At 57.6% G+C, this 14,876-nt stretch carries 14 protein-coding genes; 4 read left to right on the top strand and 10 right to left on the bottom strand.

The features are described from left to right. Nucleotides 1-73 precede the first annotated feature (73 nt). Nucleotides 74-1,882, top strand: a complete 1,809-nt coding sequence (locus tag H6A20_RS03015; RefSeq protein ID WP_204905685.1) for an ABC transporter ATP-binding protein — start codon at nt 74-76, stop codon at nt 1,880-1,882. Then, the gene (locus H6A20_RS03010; RefSeq protein WP_204905684.1) at nt 1,879-3,624 is read left to right on the top strand and encodes an ABC transporter ATP-binding protein; all 1,746 of its coding nucleotides are present in this window, start codon (nt 1,879-1,881) and stop codon (nt 3,622-3,624) included. Before H6A20_RS03015 ends, H6A20_RS03010 begins: the two co-directional genes overlap by 4 nt. 9 nt (nt 3,625-3,633) lie before the next feature. On the opposite strand, the gene H6A20_RS03005 is transcribed toward H6A20_RS03010, so the two are convergent. The 6 genes from H6A20_RS03005 to spoIVA form a co-directional block, all read right to left on the bottom strand. Beyond that, nucleotides 3,634-4,386, bottom strand: coding sequence for an ABC transporter ATP-binding protein (locus H6A20_RS03005; protein WP_243426104.1), 753 nt, complete (start codon nt 4,384-4,386; stop codon nt 3,634-3,636). Then, nucleotides 4,387-6,834, bottom strand: a complete 2,448-nt coding sequence (locus H6A20_RS03000) for an ABC transporter permease (protein ID WP_204905683.1) — start codon at nt 6,832-6,834, stop codon at nt 4,387-4,389. It abuts the gene before it with no gap. 14 nt (nt 6,835-6,848) lie between these two features. Continuing rightward, nucleotides 6,849-7,514, bottom strand: coding sequence for an ABC transporter ATP-binding protein (locus H6A20_RS02995; protein WP_204905682.1), 666 nt, complete (start codon nt 7,512-7,514; stop codon nt 6,849-6,851). 203 nt (nt 7,515-7,717) lie between these two features. Then, nucleotides 7,718-8,632 (bottom strand): sensor histidine kinase, encoded by a 915-nt coding sequence (locus tag H6A20_RS02990; RefSeq protein ID WP_204905681.1) that lies wholly within the window; start codon nt 8,630-8,632, stop codon nt 7,718-7,720. Then, the gene (locus H6A20_RS02985) at nt 8,629-9,315 is read right to left on the bottom strand and encodes a response regulator transcription factor (protein ID WP_204905680.1); all 687 of its coding nucleotides are present in this window, start codon (nt 9,313-9,315) and stop codon (nt 8,629-8,631) included. Before H6A20_RS02985 ends, H6A20_RS02990 begins: the two co-directional genes overlap by 4 nt. Nucleotides 9,316-9,498: 183 nt before the next feature. Beyond that, nucleotides 9,499-10,971 carry a stage IV sporulation protein A gene (spoIVA, locus tag H6A20_RS02980; protein ID WP_204905679.1) on the bottom strand — a complete coding sequence of 491 codons (1,473 nt, stop codon included), beginning with the start codon at nt 10,969-10,971 and terminating at the stop codon, nt 9,499-9,501. A gap of 181 nt (nt 10,972-11,152) precedes the next feature. On the opposite strand from spoIVA, the gene H6A20_RS02975 reads away from it, so the two are divergent. Continuing rightward, nucleotides 11,153-12,052, top strand: coding sequence for a shikimate dehydrogenase (locus H6A20_RS02975; RefSeq protein ID WP_204905678.1), 900 nt, complete (start codon nt 11,153-11,155; stop codon nt 12,050-12,052). 15 nt (nt 12,053-12,067) lie between these two features. Next, a complete protein-coding gene (gene aroD / locus H6A20_RS02970; RefSeq protein ID WP_204905677.1) occupies nt 12,068-12,835 on the top strand; it encodes a type I 3-dehydroquinate dehydratase in 768 nt (255 codons plus the stop codon). Between the two features lie 82 nt (nt 12,836-12,917). Here the strand turns inward: aroD and H6A20_RS02965 are convergent, their stop codons facing one another. From H6A20_RS02965 to H6A20_RS02950, 4 genes are all read right to left on the bottom strand, one after another. Beyond that, nucleotides 12,918-13,313, bottom strand: a complete 396-nt coding sequence (locus H6A20_RS02965; protein WP_204905676.1) for a type II toxin-antitoxin system HicB family antitoxin — start codon at nt 13,311-13,313, stop codon at nt 12,918-12,920. 25 nt (nt 13,314-13,338) lie between these two features. Beyond that, nucleotides 13,339-13,527 (bottom strand): type II toxin-antitoxin system HicA family toxin, encoded by a 189-nt coding sequence (locus H6A20_RS02960; protein WP_204905675.1) that lies wholly within the window; start codon nt 13,525-13,527, stop codon nt 13,339-13,341. 103 nt (nt 13,528-13,630) lie between these two features. Beyond that, on the bottom strand, nt 13,631-14,152 hold the full coding sequence (locus tag H6A20_RS02955) for a nitroreductase (RefSeq protein ID WP_204905674.1): 522 nt from the start codon (nt 14,150-14,152) through the stop codon (nt 13,631-13,633). Nucleotides 14,153-14,178: 26 nt separating this feature from the next. After that, entirely contained in the window at nt 14,179-14,826 is a 648-nt protein-coding gene (locus H6A20_RS02950; protein WP_204905673.1) for a PepSY domain-containing protein, read from the bottom strand. Nucleotides 14,827-14,876: the final 50 nt, after the last annotated feature.

Genomic DNA, 14,876 nt, shown 5'->3' with positions numbered 1-14,876 from the left:
CCATCTTTTTTGCATGATGGTTAGTCATTTCTAACTTCATGATACATATTTTAAACAAAAGGGAGGTAATCATTTGAAGCAGAAAAAGCAAAGCAGCCTTGCCCGCATCCTGGGTTATGCGGGCGGGCACAGAAATCTCACCCTGCTGGGCTGTGTCCTCTCCGCCCTGTCCGCAGTACTGGGGCTGATCCCCTATGTGTGCGTATGGCTTGCGGCAAGGGACGTACTGGAAACCTGGCCAGCGCTCACCGGAGTATCCGGCTCTGCACGCTGGGGCTGGACGGCGGTATGGACCGCTGTCATAAGTATCGCTCTGTATTTTGCGGCGCTCATGTCCACTCATATCGCGGCCTTCCGCACGGCCCGGAATATCCGGCGCTCTGCCATGGCGCACGTGCTGAAGCTGCCGCTTGGATTCTTCACAGGCAGTCAGTCCGGACGGCTCAGGAAACTGATCGACGACAACGCCGGTCTCACGGAGGATCTGCTGGCACACAAGCTGCCTGACCTGGCGGGAACGATCGTCACTCCTGTTGCCGCCGTCCTGATGCTGTTCCTCTTTGACTGGAAAATGGGGCTTCTGTGCCTGCTCACCATGGTGCTGGCACTGCTGTCCATGTGCCTGATGATGGGCGGAAAGAACGCCGGCTTTTTCCACCGCTATCAGAAGGAGATCGAGCGCATGAGCGGCGAGGCGGTGGAATATGTCCGGGGCATCCCCGTGGTAAAAATGTTCCAGCAGACTGTGTACTCTTTCAAAGCTTTCTATGCAGCCATCAGGGACTACAGCGACCTGGCCAGCCAGTACGCCATGAGCTGCCGTGTGGGCCAGACCTGTTTCCTGACGTTTATCAACGGAGCTTTCGCCCTGCTGATCCCGGCGGCTCTGCTGCTGGCCTCCGGCGGGGACGTGCGCGCGGTGCTTGTCAACTTTATCTTCTATGCCCTGTTCGCTCCTGCCTGCGGCCAGATGATCAACCGCATCATGTACATGAGCGAGGCTGTCATGGAGGCGGATGAAGCCGTGGGACGCCTGGATGAGATCCTGAGCCAGAAACCGATGGAAAACACAGACATAGAGAAACAGCCGGCAGACGCCGCTGTATCCTTTGACCATGTGACCTTTACCTACCCCGGCGCGGACCGCCCGGCTCTTTCCGACGTATCGTTTGCTGTCCGGCCCGGTCAGGTGACGGCGCTGGTAGGGCCCTCCGGGGGCGGCAAGACGACAGCAGCAAGCCTGATCCCCCGCTTCTGGGATGCAGACAGCGGCGCCGTCTCCATCGGGGGCGTCAATGTCAAAGAAATGGATACGGAAGACCTGATGAAACAGACAGCCTTTGTGTTTCAGGATACCCGGCTGTTTAAGGAGAGCCTTCTGGAAAATATCCGGGCAGCCCGGCCGGACGCTTCCAGAGAGGAGGTCCTGTCCGCCGCACACGCTGCCCAGTGCGATGACATTCTGGATAAACTTCCCCAGGGTCTGGATACTGTGGCGGGCGCCAGGGGCGTGTACCTCTCCGGCGGCGAACAGCAGCGGATCGCTCTTGCCCGCGCCATTTTAAAAGACGCGCCCATCGTGGTGCTGGACGAGGCCACCGCTTTTGCCGACCCGGAAAATAAGCACCAGATCCAGAAGGCGTTTGAAGCGCTGATCCGGAATAAAACCGTATTGATGATCGCCCACCGGCTGTCCACCGTGCAGGATGCAGATCACATCATTGTCTTAAGCGGCGGGAAGATCGCAGAACAGGGCAGCCACGAGAGCCTGCTCGAACAGCACGGCGTGTACGCCGCTATGTGGGAAGACTATCAGCAAAGCGCCCGGTGGAAAGTCGGGCGAACAGATCCGAAAAGCGGAAAGGGGGAAAAGACCGTATGACAAAGAAATTACAGCACGTATTCGCGCTCAGTGAGAAAGGAGCAAAAGATCTTGTAAAAGCCGTTATCTGGTGTTTTGTGTGCAACTTAAGTCTGATGCTTCCGGTGGGAGCCGTCCTGTTTACGGCACAGCACCTTTTGGATGCCATGGAAACTGGCGGCAGTCCCATGGAGGGCTTCTGGATCTACACAGGCTTTGCCCTGGCGGTCCTGGTCCTTTTGTTTGTCCTCCACTGGTTCCAGTATGCTTCCCTGTATCTGGCCACTTATAAAGAGAGCGCCAGCCGGCGGGTGAGCCTGGCGGAAACCCTGCGGCGGCTTCCCTTAAGCTTTTTCGGAAACCGGGACTTAAGCGACCTGACCTCCACCATGATCGCAGACTGCTCCAGTCTGGACCAGATGTTCTCCCACTATGTGCCGCAGCTGTTTGCGTCCGTCTTCTCCACGCTGGTGATCGGCGTCGCCATGTTCGTTTGCGACTGGCGGATGGCGCTGGCCATCTTATGGGTCGTGCCTGCTGCGGTCCTTCTGACGGCAGGGAGCAGGAAGATCCAGGACTCCTTCGGCACAAAGAATATTTTAAATAAACGGGCGGTCGCCGACTGTATCCAGGAAGGACTGGAAACCATCCGGGATATCAAGGCATGCAGCCGGCAGGACGCGTACATGGAAAAACTGGAGAAGAAACTTGCAGCCATGGAGAAAGGCTCCATCCACTCGGAGCTGGCAACCGGCGTGTTCGTCTGCTCCGCCCAGGCGTTTCTCCGGCTGGGTCTGGCAACCACCATCCTGACCGGCGGAGCTCTTCTGGCGGCCGGAAAACTTTCTTTCCTCTATTTCCTCGGGTTCCTCTTTGCCGCCGCCAGGCTGTACGACCCGCTGGGGCTTGTGCTCCAGAATATCGCCGCCACCTTCAACGCCAAACTGCAGATCGAGCGGATGCGCTCCATTCTGGAACAGCCGGTGCAGGAGGGGACAGTTGAATTTACACCGAAGAACTATGACATCACCTTTGACCATGTCTCCTTCGCCTACCGGGAGGGGGACGGCGTACTTGAGGATGTGAGCTTCACTGCAAAGCAGGGCGAAGTGACCGCCCTGATCGGCCCCTCCGGCGGTGGGAAATCCACTGCCTGCAAATTGGCCGCCCGGTTCTGGGACGTTACCGGCGGGAAGGTTCTCTTAGGCGGAACAGATGTATCCACGGTGGATCCGGAAACGCTTCTTCGCTCCTATTCCATGGTATTCCAGGATGTGGTGCTGTTCCGGGATACGGTGATGGAAAATATCCGCCTTGGACGCCGGAACGCTTCGGACGAGGAAGTGATCGCAGCCGCCAGAGCCGCCCGGTGTGATGAATTTATCCGGGAACTGCCCCGGGGCTATCAGACCATGATCGGCGAGAACGGCTCCACCCTCTCCGGCGGCGAGCGCCAGCGGATCTCCATCGCCCGCGCGCTTCTGAAAGATGCGCCGGTCATCCTTCTGGATGAGGCAACAGCCAGCCTGGACGTGGAAAATGAGAGCGCTGTTCAGGAAGCCCTCTCCCGCCTCCTCGCAGGCAAGACGGTTCTGGTCATCGCCCACCGGATGCGCACCGTGGAAGCGGCGGACAAGATCGTTGTCCTCTCTGAGGGCAGGGTGACAGAGCAGGGGACTCCTTCGGAACTGATGAAACAAAACGGCCTCTTCCGCCATATGGTGGAGCTGCAGAGACAGAGCGCCGGGTGGAGGCTGAAATAGCAGGTACGGCTACGGCGTAAGAGACGCGGGCAGGATCGTATCCCGTATGATCCGCCCGTCCTCCATATATAAGATACGGTCGCACTGCCTTGCCAGCTCTTCATCGTGGGTCACCATCAGGATGGTCACCTGGTAAATATCATTCAGCCGCCGGAAGAGTTCCATCACCCCGTTCCGGTTGGCCTTATCCAGGTTCCCGGTGGGCTCGTCGGCCAGCAGGACCGAAGGGGACATGACGAGCGCCCTGGCAATAGCGGCCCGCTGCTGCTGCCCGCCGGAGAGCTGGCTGGGAAGGGCTTCCCGTTTTGCTTCCAGTCCGGTCTCCCGCAATAGCCCCAGCAACTGTTTCTCCTTTGCTCTGCGCCCGTCCAGAAGCAGGGGCAGGATGACATTTTCCTCAATGTTCAGCGCGGGAAGGAGGAAAATGGACTGGTACACCATCCCGATGCTGCGCCTGCGAAAGACCGCCCGTTTGCTCCGCTCCATCTGGTACAGATCCTTCCCTTTGATCCACACGCTTCCTCCGTCCGGCTCCTCTATGCCGCCCAGCACGTGGAGCAGGGTGGATTTCCCGCACCCGGAGGGTCCAAGGATGGCCGCGAACTGGCCTTTTGGGATCTGGAAGCTGGTCTCCTTCAAAGCGTAGACCGGATTCTCCCGGGTCCCGTATGTCTTACAGATCTTCTGCGCCCGCAGCCCTTCCTGTTCCAGACCGCTCTTTCCCGACTTTGCCATTTTCTTTCTCACTGGTTCTGTCATCATCTATTCCTCCCTCCGTATGGTCTCCACCAGATCCAGGTTCTTCATCTCCCGCAGCAGGAAGAGAAGAGGCAGGATCACTACGCACGCCGTCATCACCGCCTGGCCTGCCACCAGGTCCCAGGGCACATCCATAGATGACGTCATCTGGGGCGCGCCCCCATCGCTGTATAAGCCGGTCAGGATGAACAGGCTGACCGGGATCCCAAACCCAAGCCCTGCCAGGGCATATAAGAAATGCTCCAGGATCAGCATTTTCAAAACTCTTCTCCTGGTCATGCCAATGGTCTGCAGAAGGGCAAATTCCCTGCGCCGTCTCCGGAGAGAAGCTGCGTCTTTTTGCAGCACCACCAGAAACGCCGCCAGAGAGCAGGCGCTCACCAGGGCCGCCACCAGCATAAGATGAAGGCCTTTGCCGCCTACGAAGAAGGACTGCTGGTATTCCTCCGCAAAGCTTACAACTTCCAGTCCGCCAAGTCCCATCTCCTGCGCCAGCGCCTCGATCTCCTCCCGGATCTTCCCTTCCTCTCCTGCCCGCCTGGGGGCATTCCCGGGATATACCACTTCATTTAGATCCGCCCGCCGGACCTCCCCGGTTTTCGTCACATCCCGGTCAAGGGCGATCTCCAGGCAGACCGTTTGCTTCTGCTCCGCCCCAAACAGCCGGTCAAAGGTGTCCATGGGCACATAGAGGATACTGTCCCCCTCCGTATAGTAAAAATCCAAGGTGTCTCCTGCCTGCGCCGCCGTCTTAAGATACTCTGAGCGCAGCATTTCCTCATGCTCGCCGGGCAGGAGAATGAGGGCCAGCGGAAGTTGCTTTAATTCCCCCTGGATCATCAGCGGAAATGTGTTCTCCTCATAGGGAGCTCTCTCCGCTCCCACCAGGATCCCCAGGTCTTCTGCCCTCGCCCCGGACCGGGCCAGCTTCCCCTGTTCCTCCCCATACCTGAGATACCGCCGGAAGGTGGCTTCATCCACCCCCACGATCCGCACCAGATAGTGAAGGGCCATCTGCGCGTTCAGTTCCTTCTCCCGGGCGTCAAACCGATCCGACTCATAGAGATCCACATTCCGCCAGACATGAAGTTCCTCCAGATAGGCTTTGATCTCTGCAAAAGACAATCCCTCTGTTGCATTGTAGTCCTCCGCCTCTTTCACCACGGACACCTGGGCCACTCCCTCCAGGTCTTCAATCCTCCCAGCCAGTTCTTCCAGAGTCTCTCCCTTTGCAGCCCCGCCGTCTGTACCGGCGCCGCCCGTCTCCGCCTTCGCCCACAGGGAGACCCTGGGATAATCCTGCCCCTCCTCATAGGGTGCCGCCAGCCCCCGGACGTACATCATCCCGTTCAGGAACACGCACAGGGAAATCACCAGCAAAGCACAGGACACCCCGTAATTTCTGTGGTTCAGGATCACATTCTTGGCCGCCAGCAGAGTCTCCGCCTTGAAGAAATGCCGTTTCGCCCGCAAAAGCACCGTGGTCCGGTTCACTTCCTCCTCCCGGTCATAACCGCTGACAAGATCCAGGATCCGCTCCTTCCTCGCCCTGGCGTAGAGGCCGGAGGCGGAGCAGAGGATCACCGCCCCGCTTCCTGCCAGAACCGCCCCCAGCCACAGCGGGCTGACGGCAAGCTCCAGGTCATAAGAAGGCAGGAACCGCTCATTTAACTCCCGGCAGGAGAGAAAAAGCGCCAGCAGTCCAAGGCCCATCCCCAGGGGAACCGCCAGCGCCCCGGCCAGCAGATTCTCCCCGTAGATATAGAGGCGCTTCTGCCCGTCCGAGATCCCGATCCCGTCCAGAAGCCCCACTGTCTTAAGCTTCTCCTCCATGCCGGAGATCACCACGTAATAGAGGATCACCGCCGCGAAAATGGTGATCACAAAATCGATCATCCCAATCGCCCAGGCGGATCCCGCCTTCACCTCAGAGGCATTGAGCCCGTAATAGGCCAGCAGCTTATTGTTGAAGGTAATATCATAACTGGAAATGACCGTAAGGTTTCTCCGGGAGAACACGATCTCCCGCTCTTCCTCCGGAAGCGGATCCATGTCGATCTCCGCCCCCAGTTCATTTACTTCTTTAAAAATTCCGTGGGTCCGGTGGCGGTAAGTCACCCCGCAGCACACCCGCCCCTGCAGGTCCTCTCCTTCTTTCCCATCGCCTGCGTTTCCAAAATCCCGGGGACATTCTGCAAGCCTCCACATCTTACGGATCCGCCCGTTTTCCTCCAGCCTTTGCGCCTGCTCCCCTGTCAGGTTGTGGAACACCGCCTCATAAGGCCCGTTTTCCTCGATCTCCTGCCGGATCATGGCCTGCAGGCAGGAGGTGGAGAAGATGGTCATCACCGTGATGAGAAAGACCGCCGCCGTCATCCCCAGCACCAGCACTGCGAACCGGGCCGGTTTCTGCCGGATCTCTTTTTGGATCAGCTTCCAAAAAACTGCCATGCCATTTCCCTCCTTTACCTGATCTTGCCTTCCCGGAGTGTGAGGATCCGGTCGCAGATCTGTGCCAGATCCAGATCATGTGTTGCCATCAGCACCGTGCGCCCCCAAAGGCCGGCGCACCGCTTCAATAACCCCATCGTCTCCAGGGACTGCCGCCGGTCCAGCCGGGCACAGGGCTCGTCCGCCAGGATGATCTCCGCATCTGAAAAGAGAGCCCTGCCAAATACAGCCCGCTGGCGCTCTCCGCCGGAAAGCTGCGCCGGATACCGGTTCCATACCCCTCCAAGAGCAAGGTCCCTGCGTATCGCTTCCAGTTTTTCCCTGTCCACCAGTTTTCCCGTATCCATGATCACGGGAAGCACCAGATTCTCCTCCACTGTCAGACTCGGAAGAAGCGCTGCTTCCTGGAGCACCAGACTGACATGTCTCCGGCGGAACAGGATGCGCTCCTTTTCATTCATACCGCCCATGTCCCGGCCCAGGAGGAGCATCCTGCCGCTGTCCGGTTCCTGCAGGCCGGCCAGCAGATGAAGAAGGGTCGTCTTTCCGGAACCGGAGATGCCGGCAAGAGCCGTAAAACTTCCCTCTTCCAGGGAGAACGTCACATCGAGCAGGACCGGGGCGCTCCCGGATCCGGCTCTGTAACTTTTCCGCAGTTCCTGTACACGGACAGCCTCCATATGCAATCCTCCTTTGTTGTTCCTGATACTGTGATTGTACCATACTCTTCTGACAGGCTCATGACAATCCGGGCGGTAAATCCTTACAATTCTGTCATATATCCGGCCTTTCCCTTTTGCGGCAGACTTACGGACACGAAGAGGGCCGGCTGCTTTTCTCACAGCCGGCCCTCTTCGTGTCGGTTTCACCTGATACGGTTCTGCTAAAAGGAGACGGGCAGAAACACAGAGAATATATTCCCGCCCCCGGGAACGGCATCCACCTTCACATAGCCCTGCTCCTGTTCCAGGATAAGCCTGGCAAGGTAAAGGCCCACGCCCCATCCCTCCTGCTCCCCGGCGTTTTTGCCCCGGTAGAACTTCTGAAAAATGCAGGGATATTCCTCCGGCGGGACACACGGCGCCGCGTCCCGGATATGCACGGCCCCGTATGTCTCAAATTTGTCATAGGAAATGCGGATCACCGACCCTTCCGGGCTGTACTTGACCGCATTATCCAGAAGATTGAAGAAGACCTCCTCCGTCCACTTCGGATCGTGCAAAAGAAGCAGCCCGTCAGACGGTTCCTGCCCGATCCGGATGTGCTTTGCGTCCGCTCTCGGCCTGACCTGGGCGAGAGCTCGCTTTACAGTTTCAGCCGCATCTGCCGGCTCTGCCTCCAGATTTCCCTGCCCCCGCTCCAGATCCACCATCCGGAACAGGGCCTCCAGAAGCCATTCCAACTTGTCCGTCTGCTCCTCCAGCCGCTGCTCCAGCTTCTCCCGCTGCTTAAGTGAGATTTCCCGGTTCTTAAGAAGATCCTGATAAAGCCGGATATTGGCAAGGGGCGTCTTTAACTGGTGGGACAGATCGCTGATCAGCCCCTGCACCGCCTCCCGGTCCCTTTGCAGGCTTTCTGCCTCCCGGTCGTACTTCTTCTGGATCCGCAGGAAGGCATCCCGGATCACATCCTCCGCCGCCTCTGTGTCCGGCCCCGGCCAGACGGCCTGTCCTTCCAGGATCTGCTTCTGGAACTGCTGCACTGCCTCATACAGCCGCATGTACCGTCTGCGGAAATAGAAAAGGCCAAAAAGTGCTGCCGCCAGAAGTACGATGCCTACGCTCATCATCGCTGTCATACGCCCCGTCCTTTCTCCTGCCAGCGGTATCCCCGGCCGTGAACGGTCCGGATCCTCTCCGGATTCCCGGGATCTTCCTCCACCTTCACCCGGAGGCGGCGGATCGCCACTGCCAGCGTATTCTCATCCACATAGTTCCCGTCTGTATCCCAGATGTGCCCGAGAAGCTGCTCCTTTGTGAGGATCTGTCCCGGATGCGCAAGGAAGCAGGAAAGGAGTTTTTGCTCCGTACCGCTTAAGAGCAGCTTCTCCTTTCCCCGTCTTGCCTCCCCCTTCCGCAGATCCACCGTGATATCACCGGACGACAAAACGAGCGGTTCCTCCCTCTTTTTCAGCATTTTCCGCACCCGCGCCTGGAGCACCGCCAGGGAGAACGGTTTGCTCATAAAATCATCCACACCCAGTTCCAGTCCTTTTACCTCGTCCAGTTCGGAGCTGCGGGCCGTCAGCATAAGCACCGGCAGGTCCGATGTCCCGCGCAGCATCCTTACCAGATCAAACCCGCTGCCGCCCGGCAGGTTGCAGTCCAGTATGACAGCGTCCAGCCCTCCTGTCTCAAGGAGCGTTTGCCCCTCCCGGAAGGACCCGGCAGACGCGGTTTCATACCCCTCCAGTTCAAACGCCATGACAAGGCCTTCCCGCAGGGCCGCGTCATCTTCGATGATTCCAATCTTAACTGACATATCCTCTTCTCCTTCTGTTAGATCATACCGGTATTCGTGGAAATACATATCTTCATCATATCACGAAATCGCAAAATGTTTTACCCGCATTTTACACGAAATCACGAAATGTTTTCAATGATCATAAAAAGTGCCGCACATCCCCACTCCCCGTGAACATGTGCGGCGCGCGCCGGCCGCCTGCTAGATGATAATGCAGACCATGCCGCCGTTGCTGTCGTTGACAACTTTCTGCATGGTATCCTGCAGCTTCACCTGGCTCTCGTCCCCGATCATGGATATCTTGGCGTTCATGCCGTCCATGACCAGCTCCTCCACCGTCTTGCCGAAGATGTTCGTCTCCCAGATGCCGCCCTCTCTTTCTTTCGTCTCCCCGATGTAGCGGATCAGGTCCTCCGCCTGCTGCTCGTTCCCGACAATGGGCGCGATCTCTGTCTCGATGCTGGCCCGGATCAGGTGGATGGACGGAGCATGGGAGCGGATCTTCACCCCGTACTTGTTCCCCTGCTTTATGATCTCCGGCTCATCCAGGGTGATCTCCTCCCGGCCCGGCTTCACCACGCCGTACCCCTTCATCCGCACGCTGTCGAACGCCCCTTTCACGCCCTCGTACTCCCGCTTCATGGCGGAGAGGCTCTTCAGCTCCCGGATCAGTTCATACTCGCCGTCTATATCCGCGCCGGTCATCTCGCTGAGCACCTCATAGTAGAATGCCTCCCCGATCCCGATCCGGATCTGCACGCAGCCGGTGTCCATGCTGATCTTCTCCAGGCGCATCTCGTCTATATAGGGACTCTCCGGCGTCTCCACGCCCCCGACGGCGTCCCGGATCTCACAGATCCCGTCCAGCACTCTGCGCACATGGAAGAGAAGATCCTGCCGGATCCGGTGATCTGCCGGCAGCATCTCCGCCCAGCGGGGAATATAGAACCGGATCTCTGAGACAGGGAACTCAAAGAGCACCGCCTCCATGATCCGGTGGATATCGGCTTCCTGCATCTGCGCGCAGTTCACCGGGACCGCCTGCACCCCGTATGTGTCCCGGATCTGCCCCGCCGTGCGCTCTGCCTCGCCGGACTGTGGATGCCGGCTGTTCACCAGCACGACAAAGGGCTTCCCGATCTCCTGGAGTTCCCGGATCGTCCGGCCTTCCGCCGCCTCGTAGCTCTCTCGTGGGATCTCCCCGATGCTGCCGTCCGTAGTCACCACAACGCCGATGGTGGAGTGCTCATGGATCACCTTTTCCGTCCCGATGGCCGCCGCCTTCGTGAAGGGGATCTCATAGTCGTACCAAGGCGTCTTCACCTTCCGCTCCTCCCCGTCCTCCTGGTGTCCGGAGGCGCCCTCCACCATGTAGCCCACACAGTCGATCAGGCGGATCTTCACGGACGTCCCCTCCGCCAGCTCCACCACGGCCGCCTCCTTGGGCACGAATTTGGGTTCCGTCGTCATGATCGTCCGCCCCGAGGCCGACTGGGGCAGTTCATCCACTGTCTGCGCCTTCGCGTGTTCATCCTCCATGTGCGGGAGGACGAGCACATCCATAAACCGCTTGATAAAGGTGGATTTGCCGGTGCGCACCGGCCCCACCACGCCTATGTAGATCTCCCCGTTCGTCCTGGCCTGTATATCCCTGTATAATTCATACTGCTCCATCTTCTCTTCCCCTTCCGCATGTGCTGTTAGAATATATGCGGATGCCGGTCCGTTTAGACTACGGAACATTCGATAGATTTTGTCTATCGTTTTAAAGAACAATATGTATTTGATTGCGGAAATCCGTTTTGTTAAAATATAGACAGATAAAAGTTTTCTATAGAAAAAGGAGAGATGCATTATGGAAAGACACCAGATCACCGGGCATACAGAACTGATCGGACTAATGGCATACCCGATCCGCCATTCCCAGTCCCCCGCCACCCACAACGCAGCCTACGAGAAGTTGGGCGTGGACATCGTCAATCTCGCGTTCGAGGTGGATGCGGACGATCTCGAGGACGCCATCAAAGGCCTCCGCGCCCTGAAGCTGCGCGGTTCCAATATTTCCATGCCGAACAAGACTATCGTACACAAGTACCTGGACGAGGTGTCCCCCGCCGCTCAGCTCTGCGGCGCTGTCAACACCATCGTAAATAAGGACGGCTACCTGATCGGGCACAACACGGACGGCATCGGATACGTACAGTCCCTGAAGGACAACGGCATCGATCCCACCGGCAAAAAGGTGACCATCGTCGGATCCGGCGGGGCGGCCACTGCCGTACAGATCCAGTCCGCCCTGGACGGCGTGGCCGAGATGTCCATCTTCGCAAGAGATGACAAGTTCAAAGACAACGCTATCGAGACCGTGAAAAAGATCAATGAGAACACAAACTGCAAGGCCACCTTCTACCCTCTGGAGGACCTGGACCGCCTGAAAGCAGAGATGGCGGACAGCTACCTGTTCACCAACGCCACCGGCGTGGGCATGAAGCCGCTGGAGGGGATCACCTATATTCCGGACGCCTCCTTCTTCCGCCCGGACCTCATTGTGACCGATGTGGTGTACTCCCCCCACGAGACAGCCATGCTGAAGATGGCCAGAAAAGCCGGCTGCAAGACCATGAACGGCCAGGGCATGATGCTCTTCCAGGCGATCGCGGCCATCGAGCTGATGCTGGGACAGCGGGTGGACAGCGAATATATGAAGGAGAAGCTCGGCATCTCCTACGTGTACACAGATGACGACGAGAACTAGGCGGGAGGCAGGATCATGAATACAGTGAAAGTAAGAAACCTGGAGCTTGGAAGCGGCATTCCTGCCATCTGCATCCCCAATATGGGAAAGACGAAGGAGGAGATCCTCTCCCTCACAGAGCAGTACAAGTCCATGCCCATGGATCTGATGGAATGGCGCGTGGACTGGTTTGAGGGCGTGGAGGACACACAGGCCGTGCTGGATGTCCTCGCCGGCGTCCGGGAGAAGCTGGGCGACACGCCTCTGCTTTTCACCTTCCGGACAAAAAAAGAAGGCGGCGTCCACGAGATGGACACAGCCGCCTATGTGGCTCTCAACAAAGCGGTGGCTGCCACCAAAATGGCTGATCTCATCGATGTGGAGATCTTCACCGGCGATGCGGTCGTCTCCGACCTGATCGCGGCAATTCATGAGAGCGGCACAAAAGTCGTCGCCTCCAACCACGATTTTGACAGGACGCCCGCCCAGTCGGATATTGTCTACCGCCTGCGCAAGATGCAGGATATGGGCGCCGACATCCCCAAGGTGGCAGTCATGCCCCAGAGCAAAAAGGATGTGCTGACCCTTCTTGCCGCCACAGAGGAGATGGCCACCGACTACGCGGACCGGCCCATCATCACCATGTCCATGGCAGGGCTCGGCAGCATCAGCCGCCTCTCCTGCGAGGTCTTCGGCTCCTGCCTGACCTTCGGCTCCGGCTCCATGGCGTCCGCCCCGGGACAGATCGGTGCCCAGGAACTGAGCCGGGTGCTCGCCTCCGTGCACGGCGCGCTGGGGGTATAGGAGTCACATATATGCGCAATATGAAAAGACACAGAAAATGCAGCCTCACTTGCTGTTTCTGTGTCTTTTTTTAGTCCGTTTGCTATCTGTTTATATCCAGTTTGCCAATGAGTGCTTCCTGAAGAACCTGCGAGAAATTAATGCCTCTGGCCATCGCCTCCTCATTCAGCCATTCCGGGATCGTAAGCGTCTTTTTTACTGCCCTGGAATGATGCTTTCTCAGATATTCCTGCATATCAAATTCCACGATCACCGGAATACCGTCCTGTATATCCAGTTCCTCCGGCAGTGATGCGGCAGGAATGTCATCTCCCTCTTCTTTCCTGCATGTAATGGCAAGCCCAAGCGCTTCTACCGCCATCTCATAGGCGTGATCCATGTCATCTCCCTCTGTGAGGCATTCCGGAAAATCCGGAAAGGAAACCCAAAACCCTTCATCTTCCCTGTGGAAGATGGCTGGATAAAATAATTTATTCATACTAGATTCCTCCAAATATATTGCTTCATCTCAGTCCAGCCTGTCTTAATATGGCCTGTTCCAATCCTTTTTTCATTTCCCCTTTATGGCAGGGTACTATAGTCTGTCTTCCGGTCTGTATATTTTTCATTTTGACATGAGACCCATTCTGGCTGACTTCTCTAAACCCATGTTTCTTGAGATATCGGATCATCTCTCTTGGCGTCATCGGCATCTGTAATATCCTCCTACATATTACTCTTGAATTTTAACACGTGTTTACACGTATGTCAATACTGTTACTATTTTGATGCCGACTTATTCTGTTACTCTATCTGTTACTCTATATAGTAAACCCAGTTCTCTTTTCTCTTCGCCGCATCCGGATACTCCCCGTCCACATAGCCGAGCACGCAGTGGCCGATCCCTTCATAGTCCCCCTCTATACCAAGGGAGCGAAGAAGCTCTTTCCCCTCTTCCGTCTCAAACTCCTCCTTTGCCCGGTGGATCCAGCAGCTGCCAATCCCGAGCGCATGGGCAGCCAGCATGAGATTGCCCATCACCAGGCTTCCGTCGTACACGCAGGTGGGACGGCTCTTGTCTGCCAGGACAACAAGCACGACCGGAGCGCCGTAAAAGGGATCCATGTCCACGCCCATGATCTGCGCGTTCATCTCCGAGAGTCGGTCCCGCAGCCTGCGGTTCGTCACCGCCAGGATGACGGGGGACTGCCCGTTCTTTCCGGTCGCAGCGTATGTTCCTGCCTCCACGATCTGTCCGATCACATCCCGGGGCACCATATCCGGCTTAAAACTGCGGATGCTCCTTCTTGTCCGGATCACTTCCAGTGTATCTGTCATGGTTCTCTTCCTCCTGTCTTTCCTCTTTATCTTCTCTCCTCGCTCCACTTCAGGAAACTGCCGCTCTGTGCGTCGATCTCAAACTCGTACTCCCTCTGCTCGTAGATGATGTCTCCCTCGTAGATGTAGTAACCGTCGTCAAATTCCAGCTCCATGCGGATATCTGCATCGGTCGCGCCGGGCACCCGGTCCAGGGCCGCTTTCCTGGCATCCGCCTCGCTCACCGCCACATTGGCCGCTGTGCCTGTCCCTGCGCCGCCGTTTGTCTGGGGCTGCGTGTTTCCTGTATTGCCGGTAGTTCCTGCCGCATCGCCTGTTCCTGCCGCAGTCCCGTCATCCTGCGCCCCTCCGGCGTTCTGACCGCCCTGCAGGGCGTTGCCTGTCGTCTCCACATCGGTGCTCAGGATATCCCCGTTGCTGCCGTTGATATCGTAGCTGTACTCCTTCTCCGCCACACTGAACTGCACTTCATACTGGAGCATGCCGTCGTCCCTGTCCTTCTCCACTTTCAGGCGGGATGTGTCCGACTCGCTCACGCCTGCATCCTCGAAAGCGATCCGCTTCGCCTCGTCCTGCCCGATATCTTTGCCTGCTGCCCCGCATCCTGTAAGTACGCCCGCTGTTGCCGCCGCTGCCAGGATCACTGCCGTTATCTTTCTGCTTCTCTTTCTCATTTTTCTGTTCCTTTCCCGGCCGGAGCCGGTGCCTTTCTTTTTTATTTTGT

Origin of the sequence: Mordavella massiliensis, from assembly GCF_016901695.1 — a bacterium.
Classification (GTDB): domain Bacteria; phylum Bacillota; class Clostridia; order Lachnospirales; family Lachnospiraceae; genus Claveliimonas; species Claveliimonas massiliensis_A.
This window is presented reverse-complemented; position numbering and strand designations above follow the sequence as displayed.

Bases quoted from the DNA above. Each gene is read 5' to 3' on its own strand.
- H6A20_RS03010 (WP_204905684.1), top strand. From the start codon at position 1,879: ATGACAAAGAAATTACAGCACGTATTCGCGCTCAGTGAGAAAGGAGCA.
- H6A20_RS03005 (WP_243426104.1), bottom strand. From the start codon at position 4,386: ATGATGACAGAACCAGTGAGAAAGAAAATGGCAAAGTCGGGAAAGAGC.
- H6A20_RS03000 (WP_204905683.1), bottom strand. From the start codon at position 6,834: ATGGCAGTTTTTTGGAAGCTGATCCAAAAAGAGATCCGGCAGAAACCG.
- H6A20_RS02995 (WP_204905682.1), bottom strand. From the start codon at position 7,514: ATGGAGGCTGTCCGTGTACAGGAACTGCGGAAAAGTTACAGAGCCGGA.
- H6A20_RS02990 (WP_204905681.1), bottom strand. From the start codon at position 8,632: ATGACAGCGATGATGAGCGTAGGCATCGTACTTCTGGCGGCAGCACTT.
- H6A20_RS02985 (WP_204905680.1), bottom strand. From the start codon at position 9,315: ATGTCAGTTAAGATTGGAATCATCGAAGATGACGCGGCCCTGCGGGAA.
- spoIVA (WP_204905679.1), bottom strand. From the start codon at position 10,971: ATGGAGCAGTATGAATTATACAGGGATATACAGGCCAGGACGAACGGG.
- H6A20_RS02975 (WP_204905678.1), top strand. From the start codon at position 11,153: ATGGAAAGACACCAGATCACCGGGCATACAGAACTGATCGGACTAATG.
- aroD (WP_204905677.1), top strand. From the start codon at position 12,068: ATGAATACAGTGAAAGTAAGAAACCTGGAGCTTGGAAGCGGCATTCCT.
- H6A20_RS02965 (WP_204905676.1), bottom strand. From the start codon at position 13,313: ATGAATAAATTATTTTATCCAGCCATCTTCCACAGGGAAGATGAAGGG.
- H6A20_RS02960 (WP_204905675.1), bottom strand. From the start codon at position 13,527: ATGCCGATGACGCCAAGAGAGATGATCCGATATCTCAAGAAACATGGG.
- H6A20_RS02955 (WP_204905674.1), bottom strand. From the start codon at position 14,152: ATGACAGATACACTGGAAGTGATCCGGACAAGAAGGAGCATCCGCAGT.
- H6A20_RS02950 (WP_204905673.1), bottom strand. From the start codon at position 14,826: ATGAGAAAGAGAAGCAGAAAGATAACGGCAGTGATCCTGGCAGCGGCG.